Annotated in this window: 19 protein-coding genes and 3 pseudogenes; 14 read left to right on the forward strand and 8 right to left on the reverse strand. The window is 69.4% G+C overall.

The window, feature by feature from the left end:
* Positions 1-6: 6 nt before the first annotated feature.
* A pseudogene (locus HS99_RS13040) lies at positions 7-789 on the forward strand (IS982 family transposase); the annotation flags it as partial.
* Positions 790-794: 5 nt separating this feature from the next.
* Here the strand turns inward: HS99_RS13040 and HS99_RS13045 are convergent.
* Positions 795-1,235 (reverse strand): nuclear transport factor 2 family protein, encoded by a 441-nt coding sequence (locus HS99_RS13045; protein ID WP_030557858.1) that lies wholly within the window; start codon positions 1,233-1,235, stop codon positions 795-797.
* 121 nt (positions 1,236-1,356) lie between these two features.
* On the opposite strand from HS99_RS13045, the gene HS99_RS13050 reads away from it, so the two are divergent.
* A complete protein-coding gene (locus HS99_RS13050; RefSeq protein ID WP_030557857.1) occupies positions 1,357-1,929 on the forward strand; it encodes a TetR/AcrR family transcriptional regulator in 573 nt (190 codons plus the stop codon).
* A 94-nt stretch (positions 1,930-2,023) separates the two neighbouring features.
* Here HS99_RS13050 and HS99_RS13055 read toward each other — a convergent pair whose 3' ends face one another.
* Complete coding sequence (locus HS99_RS13055; protein WP_141763710.1) at positions 2,024-2,236, reverse strand: hypothetical protein; 213 nt, start codon at positions 2,234-2,236, stop codon at positions 2,024-2,026.
* A 775-nt stretch (positions 2,237-3,011) separates the two neighbouring features.
* Positions 3,012-3,599, reverse strand: a complete 588-nt coding sequence (locus HS99_RS13060; RefSeq protein ID WP_046386355.1) for a VanZ family protein — start codon at positions 3,597-3,599, stop codon at positions 3,012-3,014.
* Between the two features lie 151 nt (positions 3,600-3,750).
* Here HS99_RS13060 and HS99_RS13065 point away from each other — a divergent pair, with 151 nt between their 5' ends.
* Positions 3,751-4,953: a sensor histidine kinase gene (locus tag HS99_RS13065; protein WP_043389699.1), complete on the forward strand. Its 1,203-nt coding sequence runs from the start codon at positions 3,751-3,753 to the stop codon at positions 4,951-4,953.
* 8 nt (positions 4,954-4,961) lie between these two features.
* Positions 4,962-5,600, forward strand: a complete 639-nt coding sequence (locus HS99_RS13070; protein ID WP_030557852.1) for a response regulator — start codon at positions 4,962-4,964, stop codon at positions 5,598-5,600.
* Between the two features lie 269 nt (positions 5,601-5,869).
* Here HS99_RS13070 and HS99_RS13075 read toward each other — a convergent pair whose 3' ends face one another.
* Positions 5,870-7,537, reverse strand: a complete 1,668-nt coding sequence (locus HS99_RS13075) for an alpha-galactosidase D (RefSeq protein ID WP_158876611.1) — start codon at positions 7,535-7,537, stop codon at positions 5,870-5,872.
* 280 nt (positions 7,538-7,817) lie between these two features.
* Positions 7,818-8,338, reverse strand: a pseudogene (locus HS99_RS41045) (transposase); the annotation flags it as partial.
* Positions 8,339-8,340: 2 nt separating this feature from the next.
* On the opposite strand from HS99_RS41045, the gene HS99_RS13080 reads away from it, so the two are divergent.
* Positions 8,341-9,099: a zinc-binding dehydrogenase gene (locus HS99_RS13080; RefSeq protein ID WP_232543339.1), complete on the forward strand. Its 759-nt coding sequence runs from the start codon at positions 8,341-8,343 to the stop codon at positions 9,097-9,099.
* Positions 9,100-9,387: 288 nt separating this feature from the next.
* On the opposite strand, the gene HS99_RS13090 is transcribed toward HS99_RS13080, so the two are convergent.
* Both HS99_RS13090 and HS99_RS13095 read right to left on the reverse strand, forming a co-directional pair.
* Complete coding sequence (locus HS99_RS13090; RefSeq protein WP_141763711.1) at positions 9,388-10,230, reverse strand: hypothetical protein; 843 nt, start codon at positions 10,228-10,230, stop codon at positions 9,388-9,390.
* Complete coding sequence (locus tag HS99_RS13095) at positions 10,223-10,735, reverse strand: SigE family RNA polymerase sigma factor (RefSeq protein WP_030558447.1); 513 nt, start codon at positions 10,733-10,735, stop codon at positions 10,223-10,225. Before HS99_RS13095 ends, HS99_RS13090 begins: the two co-directional genes overlap by 8 nt.
* A gap of 252 nt (positions 10,736-10,987) precedes the next feature.
* On the opposite strand from HS99_RS13095, the gene HS99_RS44810 reads away from it, so the two are divergent.
* The 8 genes and pseudogenes from HS99_RS44810 to HS99_RS13130 all read left to right on the forward strand — a co-directional run bounded on the left by HS99_RS44810 (position 10,988) and on the right by HS99_RS13130 (position 17,411).
* Positions 10,988-11,743, forward strand: coding sequence for a hypothetical protein (locus HS99_RS44810; protein WP_159021817.1), 756 nt, complete (start codon positions 10,988-10,990; stop codon positions 11,741-11,743).
* Positions 11,744-11,896: 153 nt separating this feature from the next.
* On the forward strand, positions 11,897-13,321 hold the full coding sequence (locus HS99_RS13105; protein ID WP_157846678.1) for an ISL3 family transposase: 1,425 nt from the start codon (positions 11,897-11,899) through the stop codon (positions 13,319-13,321).
* Between the two features lie 33 nt (positions 13,322-13,354).
* Complete coding sequence (locus HS99_RS13110) at positions 13,355-14,641, forward strand: IS256 family transposase (RefSeq protein WP_370863245.1); 1,287 nt, start codon at positions 13,355-13,357, stop codon at positions 14,639-14,641.
* Positions 14,642-14,686: 45 nt separating this feature from the next.
* Positions 14,687-14,812, forward strand: a pseudogene (locus HS99_RS43260) (transposase); the annotation flags it as partial.
* Positions 14,813-15,057: 245 nt separating this feature from the next.
* Positions 15,058-15,558 carry an Lsr2 family DNA-binding protein gene (locus HS99_RS13115; protein WP_030598645.1) on the forward strand — a complete coding sequence of 167 codons (501 nt, stop codon included), beginning with the start codon at positions 15,058-15,060 and terminating at the stop codon, positions 15,556-15,558.
* A gap of 2 nt (positions 15,559-15,560) precedes the next feature.
* Positions 15,561-16,295 (forward strand): hypothetical protein, encoded by a 735-nt coding sequence (locus HS99_RS13120; protein ID WP_043389300.1) that lies wholly within the window; start codon positions 15,561-15,563, stop codon positions 16,293-16,295.
* 275 nt (positions 16,296-16,570) lie between these two features.
* Positions 16,571-16,990, forward strand: coding sequence for a DUF5959 family protein (locus tag HS99_RS13125; protein WP_141763712.1), 420 nt, complete (start codon positions 16,571-16,573; stop codon positions 16,988-16,990).
* 40 nt (positions 16,991-17,030) lie between these two features.
* Positions 17,031-17,411: a hypothetical protein gene (locus HS99_RS13130; RefSeq protein ID WP_030556199.1), complete on the forward strand. Its 381-nt coding sequence runs from the start codon at positions 17,031-17,033 to the stop codon at positions 17,409-17,411.
* 14 nt (positions 17,412-17,425) lie between these two features.
* Here HS99_RS13130 and HS99_RS13135 read toward each other — a convergent pair whose 3' ends face one another.
* Entirely contained in the window at positions 17,426-18,031 is a 606-nt protein-coding gene (locus tag HS99_RS13135; protein ID WP_046385395.1) for an Imm21 family immunity protein, read from the reverse strand.
* Positions 18,032-18,560: 529 nt separating this feature from the next.
* Between HS99_RS13135 and HS99_RS13140 the strand changes: the two genes are divergently transcribed.
* Entirely contained in the window at positions 18,561-19,292 is a 732-nt protein-coding gene (locus HS99_RS13140) for an ABC transporter ATP-binding protein (protein ID WP_370863255.1), read from the forward strand.
* The last annotated feature ends 17 nt before the right edge of the window (positions 19,293-19,309 follow it).

Here is a 19,309-nt window from a genome sequence, read left to right on the forward strand (position 1 = left end):
CGCCCAGTGACGCTGGCGATGATGCAGGCGTTGCTGGGCTTCACCTCCGAGGCCAGGTGGCTGCGTCATGCGTACGCTCATCTGCGGCATCTGTTCCCGTACCTGCCGAAACAGCCCGGCTACAACAAGCGCCTGCGCAAGGCAGTCGGACTCATCCGGCACACCAGCCGGGTGCTGGCCATGGACACCGCGCTGTGGACCGACGACGTGTGGGTTGTGGACTCCACACCGGTCGAGTGCGGCCGGTCCCGGGAGACCGTCAAGCGGTCCGACCTCGCGGGCTGGGCCCAGTACGGCTACTGCGCCAGCCATTCGCGCTACTTCTGGGGACTGCGGCTGCACCTGGTGTGCACCCTCGGCGGGCTGCCGATCGCCTACGCGCTCACCGGGGCGAAGGCCGACGAGCGCGAGACCCTGCTCGACATCCTCGCCACCGAGCCGACGCTCACAGCCGAACGGCCCGGGCAGACACTGATCGGCGACAAGAACTACTTCGGCCGCGACTTCGAGACACAGCTGGCCGAGCTGGGCGTTGAACTACTGCGTCCGGCCCGCAAGGGTGAGGCTGAGCGGGCCGGGGCACGCCTGTTCAAGCCGCTGCGGCAGGTCATCGAGTCGATCAACGAGACGTTCAAGGGGCAATTCGACCTGGAGCGCCACCGTGCCCGCACTCCTGGTGGGGTGATGGTCCGCGTGCTCCAGCGCATCCTCGCGATGACCGCCGCCATCTGGCACAACCACCACACCGGCCGACCCGTCCTGCGCTCGCTGACCGCCTACGATCACTGACTGCGTTACTTGCCGTCCAGCGCGGCCACCAGCTGCGGCAATGCGCCGGTGGCTGCGATGAGGGCCAGGTGGTCGTGGAAGTCCCTGCTGTGGACGATCAGGCCGTCGCGGACCTTCAGTACCTGGATGTTGGCGGACTGGAAGGTCTTCCCGGTCGGCCGGTGGCGCACCTGGTAGTCCCATTCGGCGACGATCACCTCCGGATCGTCGGTCTCCCGGATGACCACGTTCGCGGGCGTCAGCTCCACCGGACTGACTGCGGCGACCTGCGCGAACCGCTCCTCGAGTGCGGCCCGCCCCTCGGTGCGGCGCGGGCCGACCGGTTCGAAGACGGTCTCCACCACGGCGTCCGCGGCGTAGAGCCCGGCCAGTTCGGCGTATCTGCCTGCGGCGATGTTGTCGAGCAGCTTGGTGAAGACCTCACGTGGCGTCAGCGTCTCGGGCATGGTCAACCTCCGGCGGGATCCGTCGCTAGAATCGGACTAGCGAGTCCGCTTCGACGATACGGACTGGCCGCTCCGCTTGTCTAGCGAGGCTGCGCGAACCGGTGCAGGAAGGTTGAAGGGGATGAGTGCTGCCGAGGGGCGCCCGCTGCGGGCGGACGCGGCCCGTAACCGGGCCAGGCTGCTGGACGTCGCCACGGAGGTGTTCACCACCCGGGGCGTCGGCGTGCCGACCGAGGAGATCGCCCGGACCGCCGGGGTCGGGGTCGGCACACTCTTCCGACATTTCCCGACCAAGGAAGCGCTGCTGGAAGCCGTGATGGTGCGCAGGCTTGAGGAGATCGCCGCCCAGACCGCACGTCTGGCCGCCGAGACGAAACCCTCCCAGGCCCTCTTCGCCTGCTTCCAGCTGATTGTCGAACAGTCCGCCGGCAAGAACGAGTTCGTCCAGGCACTCGCCACAGCAGGCGTAGACGCACATGCGGCCCTACAGGATTCCACCGAGATGATCCAGGGCCAGCTTGCCGCACTCCTGGGCCAGGCGCAGCGCTCCGGAGCTGTCCGCACGGACTTCGGCCTGCCGGAACTGCTCGCCCTGCTGGCCGGCACCAGCACGACGATGGAGCATCTCGAAGCAAACCCGGAGGCCCGGCAACGAATCTTCAATGTGGTCTTCGACGGACTCCGACCGCACTGACCAAGCACGTCGGCGTTCGCCGCACCCTTGCCGAAGGAGCCAGCCAGCTATGAGGGCACTGGACTCAGGTGACTGACCCCTTGGAATTGATCATCTAGTCGCCCCAGTCGCCCCCGTCGCCCCAGTCGTCGTAGCCGCCGCCGTGGTCACCACCGTCGCCGAAGTCGTCGAAGCCGTAACCGCCGCGACCGCCGCGACCGCCGTGGTCACCACCGGAGCGCGCGAAGTCGCCGAAGCCGTAACCGCCGCGACCGCCGTGGTCTCCACCGTCGCGCACGAAGGAACGGATACTTGCAAGGAATGACATGATCAGACTCTCTTTCGATATGCTTCTCTATTCAGCGTCATCCTCGACTCGGGGATCCACAAGCGCGGAGTCGGCGAAAATAGACATTCGATGATTTGGCCGTAATGTCCAAGTTGCCGGGTCAGTGTCCGGTGGTGCTGTCGCTTAACACTAGGTCGAGGCCCTGGAGCCGGAGGGAGCTGCGCCGGCTGCTGGCGGAGCTGGCATCCAAAGGCCCTAGGCGCGACCGGGCCCAGAGTTCTGACGGGTCTCCCGGCCAGAACTTCTGGACCCTGGTTGGATTCTGGGCGCACCTGGTCGGTGACCGGTAGCGGCCGGCCGCCGACCGGACGTCAACCCTTCGAGCTCTTCTGATCGGCCTCCATACGGGCAAGCTAGGCATCGAGGACCGCGCCTCCTCGCCTTCGACCGGACCGCAGATCGGTCGCACGAGCTGAGAACGCTTCAGGAACCCGAAGTTACGTCACAGGCCGGCGGGCCACGCGAAAGAGGAAGAAGCCTCTGTTCACGGTCTCGGGCAGGTGGCGGAGCGTATGGAGAGCACGGCGAGCACGGTGTGTGCGGAGTGCGGCGGATCGTGCCCGACGGACCGGTCGGACCGATGGCACGTGCTACTTCTGATCTCCCAGGTCATGGAACGCGCCGGGCGTACGCCTACGGTGGTCCACCCGCTGTCGGCGCTCCGTGGACCACAACGGTGACGTGCAGGGCCAGGTTCACCCGCGGCGCCGGCCCGGCACGGCAGACGGCCGGCGCGGCTCCGTCACCCAACCTGTCAAGCGGCCGCCGCCACGACCGGCCGCCCCGCGGCAGATCCGGGCAGTGCGAAGCGCCGCAGCAGCTCACGTGCCGAGGGCCTGCCGAGGGAGAGGCGCACGAGGAGGTAGCCGAACAGCCCGCCCAGGGTGTTGGCGAGCAGGTCGTTGATGTCGACGGCGCGGCCGTTGTTGAAGAGCACGTACGACAGCAGCTGCGTCGACTCGATGCACAGGCTCGCCAGCGCGCTCACCCCGACGGCCCGGACCGTGCTGCTCACGCGCGTGAGGAGAGGCAGCGTGACGCCGAGCGGCACGAACATCAGGATGTTGGGCATCGCGGTCATGTCGGCGGTGACCAGAGGAACGAAGTTGATCTGGTTCCACCACGGCATCTGATTGGCGTACTTGCCCCAGGTCACCTCCAGGGGGAAGACCGTGATCGACAGCACGGCCGCGGCGTAGAGACACGCGGCGGCGCGAAGTACCACGTGCCGGCCCGTCCAGCCGGGCTGTGCACGGTGGTGGCGCACGGCGGCCAAAGCGAGGAAGGCGGCGAGGGCGGGGCCCAGCACGTACGTCGCTTCGATGGTCAGGTTCACATTCATGCGTCAGTCGCTCCGGGGTCCGACGGGGTATCGGTGGCAACCTTCCCGGACGCCGGTCACTGTGCGGATCCCGCGAAAGACAGGTTTCTCGGGCGATACTTACGACTTTCGGCAGAGGGCGAGGCGAGCCGGCTGTCTTACCCTTCACTGCATGTCCTCCCCTCGACCTCGGCTGCCGGCCCTCCTGCGCGGTGCGGTCACACTGCGGTGGTCAGCCCTGCTCCTTCTCGCGGCGGCGGCCGCAGGACTCGACCTGCGGTGGGGAACCTTCCACCAGCCGGTCACCGGTCTGCTGCTGGGGCTGTCGGCGATGACGACGGCAGTCGTCCTGCTCGCACTGCCCTTCACCACGTTGTGTGGCGCCGGTCCCTGGAGCACGGCCTGTGCGGGCCTCTGCGCCGCGGTGGCGTCGCTGGCCTTCACCACGGCGGTGCACCTGCGCGCGGACCACGGCGCGTCCACGGCGTACGGCGCCTTCGAGCCTGTCGCGCTGCTGATCGTGCTGGCGTTCACGGCCCGGCGCGGTGCAGCCGCCCCCGCGGCGGCGGGGACGGTGGCGTTGATCGCCGCCGTCGTGTCGCGCCCCCTCGCGGTGGAGGTCCGCGAGGGCAGCGTCATCGTCGCTTTCATCCTGACGCTGATCGCCGTGGCTGTCGCGGGCGCCGCCGTGACCGCCCGACTCGTCGTGGCCGACCGGCGGCAACGGGAGTACCGCATCCGCCTCGAACAACGCCTGCGACTGGCCAGGGACCTCCACGATTACGTCGCTCATCACGTGACGGGCATAGTGGTCCAGGCCCAGGGCGCCGGCGCCATCGCCGACAAGCGGCCCGACCTCGTGCCGGCCGCCCTGCGGCGCATTGAGGACACCGGCGCGGAAGCGCTCGTGTCCCTGCGCCGCATGGTCGGCGCGCTCAGGGCGGACGATCCGGGTGCCCCGTTCACCCCGCCCGGCGGCATGACCGCCGTACGCGCACTGGTAGCGGGCTTCGGCCCCGTCGGTGTGTCCGTGCGACTTGTCGAGGACGGACCCACTGAGCAGCTTCCGACGGACGCGGCAGCCATCGTCCACCGCGTGGTGATGGAAGCCCTGACCAACATCCGCAAGCACGCTCCCGCCTGCCGCACGGTGGCCGTGCGGGTGCAGGCCGAACAGCGGCACGTCGCCGTCTCGGTCGACAACGACGGAGTGGCCGGGCCCACGGCCCCGCCCGGTTACGGCCTCACGGGCCTGAAGGAGAGGGTGACCAGCGCGGGGGGCAGCCTGCGAACCGGTGCCGGGAGCGACGGCACCTGGCAGGTCCACGCACGCCTGCCACTGTCCCTCCCGCTTCATCGGGCGGACGCCGCGTGATCCGGACCATGATCGTGGACGACCAGGCCATCGTCCGCACGGGCATGGCCATGATCCTTTCCGTGGAGGATGACATCACCGTCGTGGCCGAGGCCGAGGACGGCGTGCAGGCCGTCGCCCTGGCCGCACGCCACCGTCCCGACGTCGTCCTCATGGACATCCGCATGCCCCGCCTCGACGGGCTCGACGCCCTGCGGGCCCTGACCCGGCCCGGCGCGCTTCACATGCCGAGAGTCGTCATGGTGACGACGTTCGATGACGACGAGTACGTCACCCGGGCCCTTCAGTCCGGCGCCTGCGGCTTCGTCCTCAAGGACGCCGGCCCCCGCCTCCTGGTCGAGGCGGTACGTGCGGCGGCGGTCGGCGACTCGCTCATCAGCCCCGCCATCACCGTCCGTCTGCTGGAACGGATGATGCGGACGCCCCCTCCACAAGGCGCGCAAGCAGTTCTCTCGCCGCGCGAGTTCGATGTGGTCCGCCTGGTGGCCCAGGGGCTGACCAATGCCGAGATCGCCGAGGCGCTTCACATCACCGTGGGCACTGTGAAGACGCACCTGACCAACATCCAGGCCAAGCTGTCGGCTCGCAACCGTGTGGAGGTCGCCGCGTGGGCTTGGCGGAACGGCTACGCCCACCATGAGACGTGACGGCGTCGGCGCGGCGACCATGTGCCTTCCCGGGAACCAGCGAATCACCGTGTCACGGGATCGGATCACGTGCCCGCACCGCTGCGAGGACACTTCGGCGGTGCCCAGACCCTCGAGCAGGTCCGGTGTTCCTGAAATGTGCACGTGCACCTGGTACCTGCCGCCGGGCCTACTGGCCCCGCTGCTGGTGCCCCAGACCCTCACCTGCTCCCGGGCCGTCCGGCCCCGTCACATCGAGGACGAGACGGCCCGGTGAATGCGGCGGGCGATCAGCCGGTGGCAGGCACCGAGATCTTGTCGATGTCGGGCGCCCAGCCGCCGTACTCGTTGCCGAAGCTGACGGTGTTGTAGCCCGCCTGCAGGGCCAGCTGGACGGTGGTCGTCTGGGTCGAGTTCCAGTCGCCGTTGCCGTGGAACGAGACCTTCTGCGGGTTGTCGCCGTTGGTCCAGATCGTGGCGTAGCGGTCGCCGCCCCCGTTCACGTACTGGACGGTGACCGGGTAGGTGCCTGCATTCCGGGCGTAGATGCCGTTCAGGTGGAGCTTGTTCGTCCCGCCGATCCAGCCCACCTTCTCACCGCCCGAGCAGACCGAGCAGGCCGAGAAGACGGCGCCGGAGTTGGTGGTCCAGCGGCCCGCCACGATCGAGCGGGCCGGGTCCTCGGCCTCGTAGCCGTGGGCGCCCGCCGTGGCGGCGACGAACGAGGTGTACCAGGAGGCCGGTGCGCCGGGTGTGGTGACGCGGTACACGGCGGTGCCGTGGGCCGGGACTTGGGTGGCGACGCTCGCGGCGCCGCTCTGGACGACGGCCCCGTTGTACTGGTCGGTCCAGGTCCCGGTGCCCGGGACGCCCACCGCGGCCAGCGAAGTGCTCAGCGTCTGCGCACTGTCGGAGCCGTTGTACAGCGCGAAGGCGACGTCCCCGTTGCTGAGCGGCTTGGCCAGGACGAGCGAGCCGGAGGAGTTGACCAGCCGGCTCCCGGCGACGACCCGCCCCTGGAGGCCCAGGGAGTCCTGGTCGATCGCGATCAGCCGCGGGTTCTTCAGCAGTGCCAGCGAGGTCGCGTTCACGCTCGCCGGGTTGGCGCTCGCGATCAGCGGTGAGGCCATCATCGCCCACATGGCGAAGTGGGTCCGCTCCTCGGTCGTGCTGAGCCCTCCGTTGCCGATCTCCAGCATGTCCGCGTCGTTGAACGAGCCCGGGCCGGCCCGCCACGCCAGGGTGGCGTTCTCGCTGACGATGTTGGCGATGCCGTTGGGCCAGCTCTGGCTCCACCACTGGTTGCCGATGTCCTCGGTGCTGCGCGCCTGGTCGGAGACGTCGCCCCACGAGCGCACGACGCCCGCGCCGGTGTTGTTGCCGCTGTTCGGGTTGATGCTGAGCACGATCGGCCGGCCGGTGGCCCGCAGCGCGCTGCGCATCCGGGCGAAGTCGGCGGCCTGGCCGGAGAGCGAGGAGGCGCTCTCGCAGTAGTCGTACTTGAGGTAGTCGACGCCCCAGGACGCGAAGGTGTTGGCGTCGTCGGTCTCGTGCCCGGCGCTCCCCGAGTACCCAGCGCAGGTCTTGGCACCTGGCGACTCGTAGATGCCGAACTTGAAGCCCCGCGCGTGCAGGTAGTCGCCGAGGCCCTTCAGGTCGGGGTAGTTGGAGTTGCCGGTCAGGTGGCCGTTCGCGTCCCGGGTCATCCAGCAGTCGTCCACGTTGACGTACCGGTACCCGGCGTCCCGCATGCCGTTGGCGGCCATGCTGTCCGCAACCGACTCGATCAGCGCCTGGGTCGCGTTGCACCCGTAGGTGTTCCAGGCGTTCCATCCCATCGGCGGCACCTGCAGCAGCGGCGCGGCGGTGTCGGCGGCGGCCGGAACCGCACCGAGCCCCGCCACCAGCACCCCCGCCACCGCCGCCGCCGCCCGCCGCATCCGCGTACTCCGGTTCACCCTCGGCGCCATGCGCTTCCCCAGCCTCTAACGGATCGTCAAAACTAAACAGAACTCGCCAGAATCCGACTAGTTCGAACATGGCGAGGGATATCGAACGGCCTGGCTCGCCGCCGTGTCAAGGCTTCAGACGAAGCCCGTCGGCTCCGCGGCGGGCGCACCGGCACAATGCGGCGGTCGTCCGGGGAAGGATGTCGGGGCAGGGACGTTTCACAACGCCGGGTAGTTGGCGTATTTGGCCGTCATCACCGGCACCGCGCTCAGAGGCTCCGCCAGCAGGTCATCGGATGCGTGGGCTACGAGGTCGGGCGTTCCAGCGGCGGTGGGTCCAGGCGCGTCGGATGAGGCAGCGGACGGTGACGACGGTGCAGGCCGGTGCGAGGAAGAACTGGACCGCCGCCTTGCGCCGCTCGGTGCGGCGTCGGAGCTTGCCGAAGTTGTTCATCCAGGAGTTCGTGCGTTCGACGACCCATCGGCCGCCGCTTTGGGTCGGGGCCTTCACGCCGCGTGGGGCGATGCGGGCCTCGATCCGGCGGTCGGGCAGGTCGTCGTGGACCGGGCGGTAGTCGTATCCGGCATCCAGGGTCGGAGCGGGTGTTCGGACAGCGGCCCCAGGGCCGTCTCCAGGGCGGTGTAGCGGTCGAGGGTGGCAGGCAGCAGGGTGCCGTCGCGAATGCTGGCCGGTGCCGGTTCCGTGACCGGCGGTATGCCGCGCGCGGTGGTCAACTGGATGCGTTTCAGGCCGAGTTCGGACCGGCCGACCGGACACTTACCGGCACATTCGCCTCCGGAGGGGCTTTCCGGTGCGGTTCGGCATCACCTTGCCGGCCGGGTTCGGCAGCGACTTCGCCGGAGTGGTGGACGAGGTGGGCGCCCAAGCCACGGGATTCACGGCCGGCGACCGGGTGTACGGGGCTGCGATCGGCCGGTCCGTCGCCGATTTCGTGCTGGTCGAGACCCCCGCCGCCCACCTGTGGCCCACCCCGGAGGGCGTCGCCGACGAGGTGGCGAGCGTGCTTCCGGTGTCCGGCCTGACGGCCTCCGCCGCGCTCGCCGCGATCGGGCTCCGCGCCGGGGACACCGTCCCGATCGGTGGGGCGGCGGGCGGCGTGGGCGTCTTCGCCGTGCAGCTGGCGAAGCTTGCGGGTGCCCGGGTGCTCGGCACCGCCTCCAAGGGCACGTTCGGATTCCTGCGCGGGCTCGGCGCCGAACCCGTGGCGTACGGCCCCGGCCTGGCGGACCGGGTTCGGGCCCTGGCACCCGAGGGGATCACCGCCGCAACCGACCTGTTCGGAAGGGAGGCGGCCGAGACCGCGCTCGAGCTCGGCGTGGCACCCGAGCGGATCTCCGTCGTAGCCGACGGCCCCGCCCCACCGCCCGGTGTGCGCAAGACGGGCGCCCTCGATGCGGGTCCGGGCGCCCTGGAACGGATCGCCGACGCGATCCGTTCCGGCGAGATCACGGTGCCGATCGCGGCGACCTTCCCGGTCGAGCGGATTCGCGAAGCCGTGCCGATGCAGGCCGAGGGGCATGTTCACGGCAAAATCGTGATCGCACTGTGAACCGGCACAAGGTTGACTCAGCGACCAGGACGCGTGCGCGTATCGCGTCGTGATCGTCCTGTGGTTCTGCCTGCGCTTCGAGGCCTGATCCGGTAGACCGCTGTGCGTGACACGAATACAGCTGACGGACGAAGAGTGGGAGTTCATCGGGCCGCACCTGCCGGTCGGCGGGTACGCCCGTATCCCGAGCGCCCACAGATCCGTTGACATCGTGCATGCCATGCCAACGACGACCGTCACCGTTCGTACCGCCCATTGCGAGGCAGAGCCGTTCTTCGTACAGACCGCCTACTGACGGGTGCCCTTGACCGTGGGCTGTGTCTTCTGGTTGTAGATCTCCTTGCCGTCCGCGTCGTAGGCGTGGACGTAGGGGTCCGGGGGGAAGGAGTTGCCGTTGGGGCTGGTGGAGATGGCCGCCGTGTGGACGAACGCGCCGCCTGCCATGACGGCCGGGTACTGCGTCGGGTCGTCGCCGTAGCTGATGGTGACCTTGGCGACATCGGGTGTGTAGTGCCCGGCGCCCAGCGAGAGGGACTGCCCGGCGCCGGCCGGCGCGCTGAAGCTGTCGAAGTACTCGATCAGGTGACCGGTGCCCCACAGGCGATCGTTGATGAACGTCGGGGGGACGGACCTGCTGTTGCCCTTGTGGCCCTTCGACTCGCATTGCACGTACTGGTTGGCGGAGTTGACGGCGATGACCACGCCGTCGGTGGTCGACGAGGCGACGGGCGCGCGGACCGCGATCACCGCGTGGTACTGCGACGCCTCGGAGCCCAGGCAGGAGGCCAGGATCTCGGAGACGGCCCCAGCGTCGATCGGGGCTGTCGTCGTGCTGGTGACGGTGAAAGCGGCCGGGGTGTGGGGGGAAGCCGACACGGAGGGGACGTCTGTGGTGGCTGCTCCTTGTTGTGGTCCCGGTGAGTGTTGTGGTCCCGGTGAGTGCAGCACGGACGGGAGAGCCAGGCACAGGACTGCTGCGGTGCAGGCCGCGGTCGCGCCCAGAGCGTGCCGACGGTGGCGGCGCTGGTCGGCGCGTCGGCGGATCTCCGCAGCGGGCAGGGTCGGTGCGGGCATCTGCGTGCCGAGCAGCCGCAGCCGGTCGGCGAGGGTCTCATGGATGGGGTCAGACACGGAGCTTTCCTTCCTCGCTGGTCGGGGCCTGGTCAGCGAGTATGGCCGCGAGCGCGGTCCGGCCGCGGGCGAGGCGACTCTTGACGGCGCTGACGCTGGCGCCGGTCTCGGCCGCGACCTGCTCGACGGAGAGGTCGCACATGTGGTGCAGGACCAGGGCGCTCCGCTGTGCCTCGGGCAGGTCGCGGAGCGCGGTGACCAGTATCAGGTGCTCCTCGGTGGGCGGCTCGACGGTGAATGGTTCTTGGCGGTGATGGCGTCCGGCCAGGAGCAGGCCCCGGGCGAGACGCCGCCAGCGGGAGTGGGCCAGCCGCCGGGCCGTGGTCCGGATCCATGCCTCCGGGGCATTGCCCGGGTCGAAGGTACGCCTTCGGCCCCACGCACGGATGAAGGCCTCCTGGACCACGTCCTGTGCCTCGGACCAGTTGCCGGTTATCACGTAGAGCTGCCCGGTCAAGCGGGAGAAGGACGCCGCGTAGAACGCGTCGAACTCCTGTGGCGTCATCAAAGGCCTCTCCTCCGGGGCTGTCCGTCAGCTCGCGGCACGCGCGGCACGCGAGGAAGCACTCCTCGGCCGCGGCGGGGCAGCCGTGCGTCCTGGGCGGAGCCTCCCGCCCTGTACGCACGAGCGCCGTCCCGGGGTTGCACCGACGGTCTATGACCTGGATCACCTGTACTGGGTGCGACCTGCCGGGCGCCGGGAGGCGTACAGGGGTGCTGGCATCAACCGGACGCCCGCAGGAAAGGACACGGATTCATGCGCATCCGCCCGATCATGCTCATCACCGCCACCGCCGCAGCCATCGCGACCGCGGGGGGAATGGCCACCGCCGCAACCGGCACCTCCACACCCACCCCCACGGCCCACGGCAAGCCCTCCGGTGCGCCCACCGCCACGCCCCACGGCGCCGGCTCGTCCGCCACCGGTGTGACTGCCACCCCGGCCGCTTCCACCGTCACCAGCACGGCGACAGCCCCGATCGACGCTGGGGCCGTCGCCGAGATCCTGGCCTCCTGCCTGGGCTCCGAGGCGTCGCAGTACCACGCGGTGATCGCGGTCCGCGCGCCCGTCGCCTCGTCGACCACCGACGGCGTGGTCATCGCCGTCAACTCCGCCAACCAGTACGTGCAATGCGAGTCGAAGGGCCACAAGGGCAACAGCAGGTCCGTCCCCCCGACGTTCATCAACGATCGCCTGTGGGGCACCGGTCACCTGATCGAGTACTTCGACAGCTTCAGCGCGCCGGCCGGCGCCGGGCAGTCCCTCTCGCTGGGCGCCGGGCACTACACACCCGATGTCGCCAAGGTCACCATCAGCTACGGCGACGACCCGACGCAGTACCCGGCCGTCATGGCAGGCGGCGCGTTCGTCCACACGGCGGCCATCTCCACCAGCCCCAACGGGAACTCCTTCCCCCCGGACCCCTACGTCCACGCCTACAACGCGGACGGCAAGGAGATCTACAACCAGAAGACACAGCCCACGGTCAAGGGCACTGTCGGCGACGGGTGAAAACTGGTTCTGGATCACTTTCCGTGCCAGAGCTACGGAGCGTCACCAGAGCCGCGATCATGAACGATCGTGGCTCACGCTCTCCTCCAGAACCTCTGGTTCCACCACACCGACAACGTCGACCTCAACACCATCACCATCCACCACCAGCACGTGACCATCCACGCCGCAACCACCGGCGACCGGGCGGCCTGTCCGTCCTGCGGAACCAGCTCGGCGCGGGTTCACAGCCGGTACCGGCGTCGGCTCGCCCACACCGCCGCAGGCCAGCGGCGGGTCGTGATCGAGTTACAGGTCCGCCGGTTCCGGTGTCGCGAACTGTCGTGCCCGCGGGCCACGTTCGTCGAGCAGGCAGCCGGGCTGACGTTCCGCCACGGACGGCGAACCCAGGGGCTGCACGCCGCGTTGCAGCGCCTGGCATTGATGCTGGCTGGGCGAGCCGGATCGCGCCTCGCGGACACGCTCGCCGTTCCGGTGAGCCGCTCGACGCTGCTGCGGCTGATACGTGCCCTGCCCGAGCGGGCAGCGGCGACGCCGCGAGTGCTGGGCATCGACGAGTTCGCCCTGCGCAAAGGGCACAACTACGGCACCATCCTGATCGACATCGAGACGCGCAAGCCCGTCGACCTGCTGCCGGACCGCACGACGTCGACGGTGGCCCGGTGGCTCGCCGAGCATCCCGGTGTCGAGGTGATCTGCAGGGACCGGTCTCCCGCCTTCGCCGAGGCCGGTCGCCTCGGTGCCCCGGAGGCGGTCCATGTCGCAGATCGCTGGCACATTTGGTCGAACCTGGCCGAGGCTGTCGAGAAGACCGTCGTCCAGCACCGAGCCCTGCTGCGTGAGCCGAGCGACAACACCACCGCCACGGCCGCCGCGGTCATGGAGAACCTGGACCTCGAAGCGGCATCGCCGATGGAACCGCGAACCACCGGCCGGCTGTCCGACCGGGTCCGCGAACAGCACGCGGCCGTCCACGCCCTGCTTGACCAGGGCATCGCACTGCGGGTGATCGCCCGCCAGCTCAGGCTGGCGCGGAACACTGTCCGCCGCTACGCGCATGCGGCGTGCGCGGACGAGCTCCTGGTCGGGCGGTGGACCGGCCGCGCCAGCATCCTCGATCCCTACAAGCCATACCTGCACCAGCGATGGGCCGAAGGCTGCACCGTCGCCCACCGGCTGTTCGAGGAAGTACGCGAGCGCGGATACCCCGGCGGCGAGAACGTTGTGAAGGTCTACGTGGCCAAGCTCCGGGAGAGCCTCCCGCACGTCCCACCCCGTAAGGCACCATCGGTGCGGGATGTGACCACCTGGCTCACCCGCCGCCCCGACCGCCTCACCGAGGGCCAGGCCCAGCAGCTCAAGGCGATCCTGGCCCGGTGCCCGGCACTCGACCGAACCGCCCACCACGTCCGCGCGTTCGCCGAGCTGATGAACAACCGCGAAGGCCGGCAATTGGACAAGTGGATCGTGGCTGTTCAGGCCGACGACCTGCCCGCTCTGCACACCTTCGTCACCGGCCTCGGCCAGGACCTCGACGCCGTCACCGCCGGGCTCGGGTCTGTACGGTCTTCGGTGTAACTCCCGATCAAGAGAGAACACCTGATGAGCGACGTGATCGTCTCCGCGGAGGCGGTTGAGGAAGTCCGGCCGGTCGAGCTCGCGCCGGACGTACTGGACGAGCAGTTGATCGGGCAGTTGGTCGACCGGGCCCGCGCCGGAGGCGTCAAACTGACCGGCGAGGGCGGGCTCCTGCAGCAGCTCACCAAACGCGTCCTGGAGGCCGCCCTGGAGGGCGAGATCACCGACCACCTCGGCTACGAGAAGCACGACCCGGCCGGCGCCGGCTCGGGGAACTCCCGCAACGGCACCCGCTCGAAGACCGTGGTCACCGACGTAGGGCCGGTCGAGATCGACGTGCCCCGCGATCGGGAGGGCAGCTTCGAGCCGCAGATCGTGCGCAAGCGCCAGCGCCGGCTGACCGGCGTGGACGACATGGTCCTGTCCCTGTCCGCCCGGGGCCTGACACACGGTGAGATCTCCGCCCACCTGGCCGAGGTCTACGGCGCGAACGTGTCCAAGCAGACCATCTCCACCATCACCGACAAGGTGATCGACGGGATGGCCGAGTGGCAGAACCGGCCCCTGGACCCGGTCTACCCAGTGATCTTCATCGACTGCGTCCACGTGAAGATCCGCGATGGTCAGGTGGCGAACCGCCCGATCTACGTCGCGCTCGCGGTCACCGTCGAGGGCACCCGCGAGATCCTCGGTCTGTGGGCCGGCGACGGCGGCGAGGGCGCCAAGTACTGGCTCCACGTCCTCACCGAGATCAAGAATCGCGGCGTCGGCGATGTGTGCATGGTCGTCTGCGACGGCCTCAAGGGCCTGCCCGACGCCATCGAGACCGTCTGGCCGCAGGCCATCACCCAGACCTGCGTGGTCCACCTGATGCGCGCGTCCTTTCGATACGCAGCTCGCCAGGACTGGGACAAGATCTCGAAGGCACTCAAGCCCGTCTACACCGCCCCGACCGCGAAAGCGGCCGAGGACCGGTTCCTGGAGTTCCAGGAGGCCTGGGGCGACAAGTATCCGGCGATCGTGAAGATGTGGTCGGACGCCTGGGCCGAGTTCGTCCCCTTCCTCCAGTTCGACACCGAGATCCGCCGGGTCGTCTGCACCACCAACGCGATCGAGTCGGTCAACGCCCGCATCCGCAAGGCCGTCCGAGCCCGCGGCCACTTCCCCAACGAGCAGGCCGCGTTGAAGTGCGTCTACATGGCCATCATGGCGCTCGACCCGACCGGAGCCGGCCGCAAACGCTGGACCACCCGCTGGAAGGCCGCACTGAACGCCTTCGAGATCACCTTCGACGGCCGACTCTCCATCGGCCGCCGGTAGTACAAATCAACCTGAGTTACACCGTTGGCTGGACACACCCCCGGGCTCAGCCTCCGTTACAGCTCCGGTGCAGTCGAGGGCCACAACAACAAGATCAAAATGCTGAAGCGGCAGATGTTCGGCCGAGCCAACTTCGACCTGCTCCGCCTTCGCGTCCTCCACGCGGCATGACGTCGCCGGTGGTTGCGGCGTGGATGGTCACGTGCTGGTGGTGGATGGTGATGGTGTTGAGCTCGACGTTGTCGGTGTGGTGGAACCAGAGGTTCTGGAGGAGAGCGTGAGCCACGATCGTTCATGATCGCGGCTCTGGTGACGCTCCGTGGCTCTGGCACGGAAAGTGATCCAGAACCACGGTTCAACCGCCGACGACAACCCGCAGTGCGTGGCGAGGCGGTCGGCCCCGCGCTCGCGGGGGGTTGCTCCGTGCGCTCCGCGAGCTGCAGGCCCTCGCCGCCCGGAACCCTCAGACCGAGACCGGCGACGCGGGCCCGGAGTTCGGCACCGCCGTGGACGAGCTCCTCGCCTGGGGCGCCCAGCACCCGCAGGCCAAGGTCCAGCGAGCGGCCGAGCAGGCCCGCCAGGCGCTGGAGAAGCTCACCGCGCAGCGCGAGGCCGACCAGGCCGTGGCCATGTACGAGCAGCAGGTCGCCACCCTCAAGGCGCAGCTGGCGAGCGCCGAGCAGGCCCTGCGCGACGCCAAGGCCGGCAAGCCCACCACCTCGGCGTCGAGCACCCGGGCCGGGGCGGCTGCTGGCTCCGCCGAGCTGGCGCAGCCCGCCGACGAAACCGTCCGCAACACGATCCGCGCCTGGGCGAACCTGCATGGGCACCCGGTCGCGGACCGCGGAGTCATCCCCCAGGCGGTGCTGCGCGCCTGGTACGACGTTCACCCCGATACGCTCGCCCAGGCCGGCTGACCATGGCCGCCCGCCGGCACACCGTGCCGGGCCACCTCGTCGGCGCGGGCAGGGTCACCCTGTCCCGCACCGGCGGAGGCGCCGGGCCCGACTGGGGCGCCTACGCCGTGCTCTACACGACCCGGCCCGTGGACGGCGGCAGCGAGGCGGTGATCGGCTACTGCATGCCGGACGACCCGCTGCTCGACCCGGCCTGGGGCCTGCACCGGCAGCAGCCGTACGGCCCGGCCGGCACCGCCCGCCACCCGCTCGGCGACTACGCGGCCGCGTCCGACCCCGCCCGCGGCCGCAGCGAGTCCCCCGCCTCCTACGGCCAGCGCATGGCGCTGTTCCTGCTGCGCATCGCCACCGCCACCCGCCTCGTCCACTCCCCGCGCATCACCGACCTGCCCTGGGCCGACTGGACGCTCGCAACCGAGCAGCACGTTCACCTCGCCCCGGACCCGGACCACCCCGGCCGGGGTGGTCCGGCCACCACCCGGTTCGCGTTGGCCGGCTCCTCACCCTCCGGCCCAAGCAGCCCTGAACCCGTCGGCGGCCCCGGGTGGGGCCGCCGGCCCCGCCGCGTCCCGGAAGGGAGCAGCACCGCCATGACCACCGCCACCGCCCGCCCCCGGGGTGATCCCGGCAGGTGTCCTGGGCGACGACTACCCACTGCCATCTCGCCCCTGGTACTCCCTGGAACCCCACGACGGCGCTTTCAGGGACACCCTGGTCGGGTTGCCCGCGATCCGTAGCCCCCGGCTGCGCAGCCATCACCACGCCGCGTATCGATCGTGAGCGCCTGTTGGGCGTTGTAAGGCCTTCGGACCGGTCCCAGTGTCCGTGCCTCCGGGGTTGCGGGTGTGAGCTCTGGTTGTGCAGGTGGCCATCGAGAGCAGTCGTTGGTGGCTTTGGAGACCAGATGCCTGCCAGTGGCGCGCGAAGGGTCGGTGAGAAGTGAGAGCGCCCCGGGGCGTGTCGGTGTCGTCCGGAATGATGCCCTTGTTCGAGATCGAGTGAGAGGGCTGTGATGGACGACGCACTGGACGATCTGATCTACCTTGCCGACCCGCCTGGGACGAGCGGTCATGTCGTCGCGTTGCGGGTGCTGCAGCGACCGGATCCGGGCGGTGGGTTCCTGGAGTGTGAGTTCGTCGTGTCGACAGAGACCGTCTCTGGCAACTTCCGGGTGGGGATCTCGGCCTTCGACCTCGACATGTGGGAAGAGGCTCTCGACAGCCTTGCCGGGAACAGGTTCGTCTCATGGCTGAACTCCGGCCGGACGGTCCAGCTGAAGATCAAGCCGCTCAGCCCCAGGGCGATCGGGGTGTCGATCAGCGATGACCCGTCCTCGCAGGTGACGGTCAGCCTGCCCATGTCCCCGCCCGCGGGTTGGATCGAAGACCATCGAGAGCGTCTGGTGAAGGCTCGACAAATCCTTTCAGGCTGACCGTCCGGGACGCCTGTCCGACCAGAACAGAGGAGCTGCCATGCGGCACCTCACCCCCGCCTTTGCCCTCAGCGGCCTCCAACGCGGGAAGCAGATTGAGCAGTTCCTCGGCGCCATCGAAATCGACGGCCGGCCCGGGCTCCGCTGGATCGCCCTAAGCCCCGGCTGTGCGGGCATCACCATCTACCTGAGCGAGGTCGAAGACGTCGGCACCGACGCCTTCCTCGACATCACCGAGTTCCCGTCCCTGGACCCCGAGGACGAGACCTGGGGACGGGAAATCGCTGTCCTGCCCACCCCCAAGGAGGCCCTGCATCTGTCCGAGCGTGAACTCGCCGCAGACCCGCGACGCTGGGTCAACGACGGCATCGTCTGCGACGAGTACCAGGACTTCCGGACCGCACGCAGGTCGAACCCGTGAGGACCGCGTGCGAGTCAAGGAGCCGTTGTCGACTGGCCGTCGACCTGTAGAAGGAGCTGAACCACGCTGATCCAAGGGGAGTCGCCGGTCTTCTGGAACGCGCGGACCCTCCAGCGCCCTGCGGGCAGGTGGACGGGGGCTTGGTCCGGCTCGCCTCTGCCATCCGGGTATGGCACGCCGAGGTTCTTGCCGGCCTCGGCGGAGTCCATGAGGACCGCCGGTCCGTCGGTCTCCCAGAGACCGCATTCCTCCCAAGGCGTCGCCGGGTCGTTCAGCGCCGCTTCGGCAGCGGCGAGCAGCTCGGCGTCGGAGTCGGCGGCGAGCCAGCGCACGAAGGCCCCCTGCTCGGGCAGGTAGCAGGTGGTGGCGGGCTCGTCGCCCAGCACCAGCGCGGAGACGTCGCTGCGGCCGCGCAGGCCGATCACCTCGGCCAGGCCCTCGACCCCGCAGGCCCGGTCGTAGTCGTCTGGCTGGTCGCTCTCACCGATGATCATGCCGTCCTCAGTGCAGCCGCCCCAGTACTGCAGTGCGGACACCGGGACGACGATCAGAGGACCACCCATGGATTCGACCCAGGTCAGATCGAGGGTCATCCGGACGGCATGTGGATCAGTACTCATGTGCGCAGTGTGCCGCTGATCAGTGACAAGCAGGGAACCAGGGTGAGTACCTGCACGGCGGACCCCCATAACTACACCGCCCGCCACCGTCGATTCCACTCCGCCGTCGCCGGGTGGGTCACCTTTCTCTGGGGCAGATCGGTGTTGCACGACGAGGTGAGGTGAGTCGGCGCAGCTCAACGGCAGTGCTGAGGACGCTATCGGGTGCAACAGGTGTTGCGCTATCCCTCGCCGGAGTGATGCCGTCGGCCGAGCTCAGCGTCGGATCGCGTGACACTTCTACGGCGGGCTCAGGAGAACCCGCGGGATGTCGCACAGCACAGGTCAGGGGTTCCTCAGGGTCGAGATCAGGGGCAGTCCGGAGGCGTGGATGCCATGAACGGCCCTAGCGTCGGTGAGGCGGGTGACCGATGCCCCCGACCGATGCCCCCACGGAAAAGGCGAGCGAGTGTTCCGGAACAAGGCTCTACCGGCACGGGCTTCGAGCCCGGCCTTCGTCGGTGCAAAGAGGGTGGGCGACATTGTCCGCCTGACTGCCGTGCACAAGACCTACGGCCGTGGTAACAATCGGGTGCGGGCGCTTGACGGGGTGGACATCGACTTCGAGGCGGGCACCTTCACCGCCATCATGGGCCCCTCGGGTTCGGGCAAGTCGACGCTGCTGCAGTGTGCGGCGGGCCTCGACCGAGTCGACGCGGGCCAGGTTCTGCTCGACGGCGCGCCGCTGCACGAGCTCTCCGAGCGTTCCCTGACCGAGCTGCGCCGCGAGCACATGGGCTTCATCTTCCAGTCCTTCAACCTGATCCCGGCGCTGACGGCCCGGCAGAACGTCGAGCTGCCGCTGCGGTTGGCCGAGCGCCCGATCGACTCGGTGGCGATCGACCGAGGGCTGGCCGAGGTCGGCCTCGCGGAGCGTGGCGAGCACCGGCCCGCCGAGCTGTCGGGCGGTCAGCAGCAGCGGGTCGCCATCGCGCGTGCGCTGGTGACCAGGCCCAAGGTGATCTTCGCGGACGAGCCGACCGGCGCGCTGGACTCGCGTACCGCGCGGGAGGTCCTGGCGCTGCTGCGCGGTGTCGTCGAGGAGCACGGGCAGACGGTGATCATGGTCACGCACGACCCGGTGGCCGCTTCGTACTCGCAGCGGGTGGTCTTCCTCGCCGATGGCAAGGTGACCGGCGAGCTGTTCGAGCCGACGGCCGAGACGGTGGCCCTGCGGATGACCGCGCTGGAGCCCGGCGGGAGCGGGGCGAACCCGTGCTGAGAATCGCCGTAGCCACC

It is taken from the genome of Kitasatospora aureofaciens, assembly GCF_001188955.3.
In the GTDB taxonomy this organism is placed as follows: Bacteria; Actinomycetota; Actinomycetes; order Streptomycetales; family Streptomycetaceae; genus Kitasatospora; species Kitasatospora aureofaciens.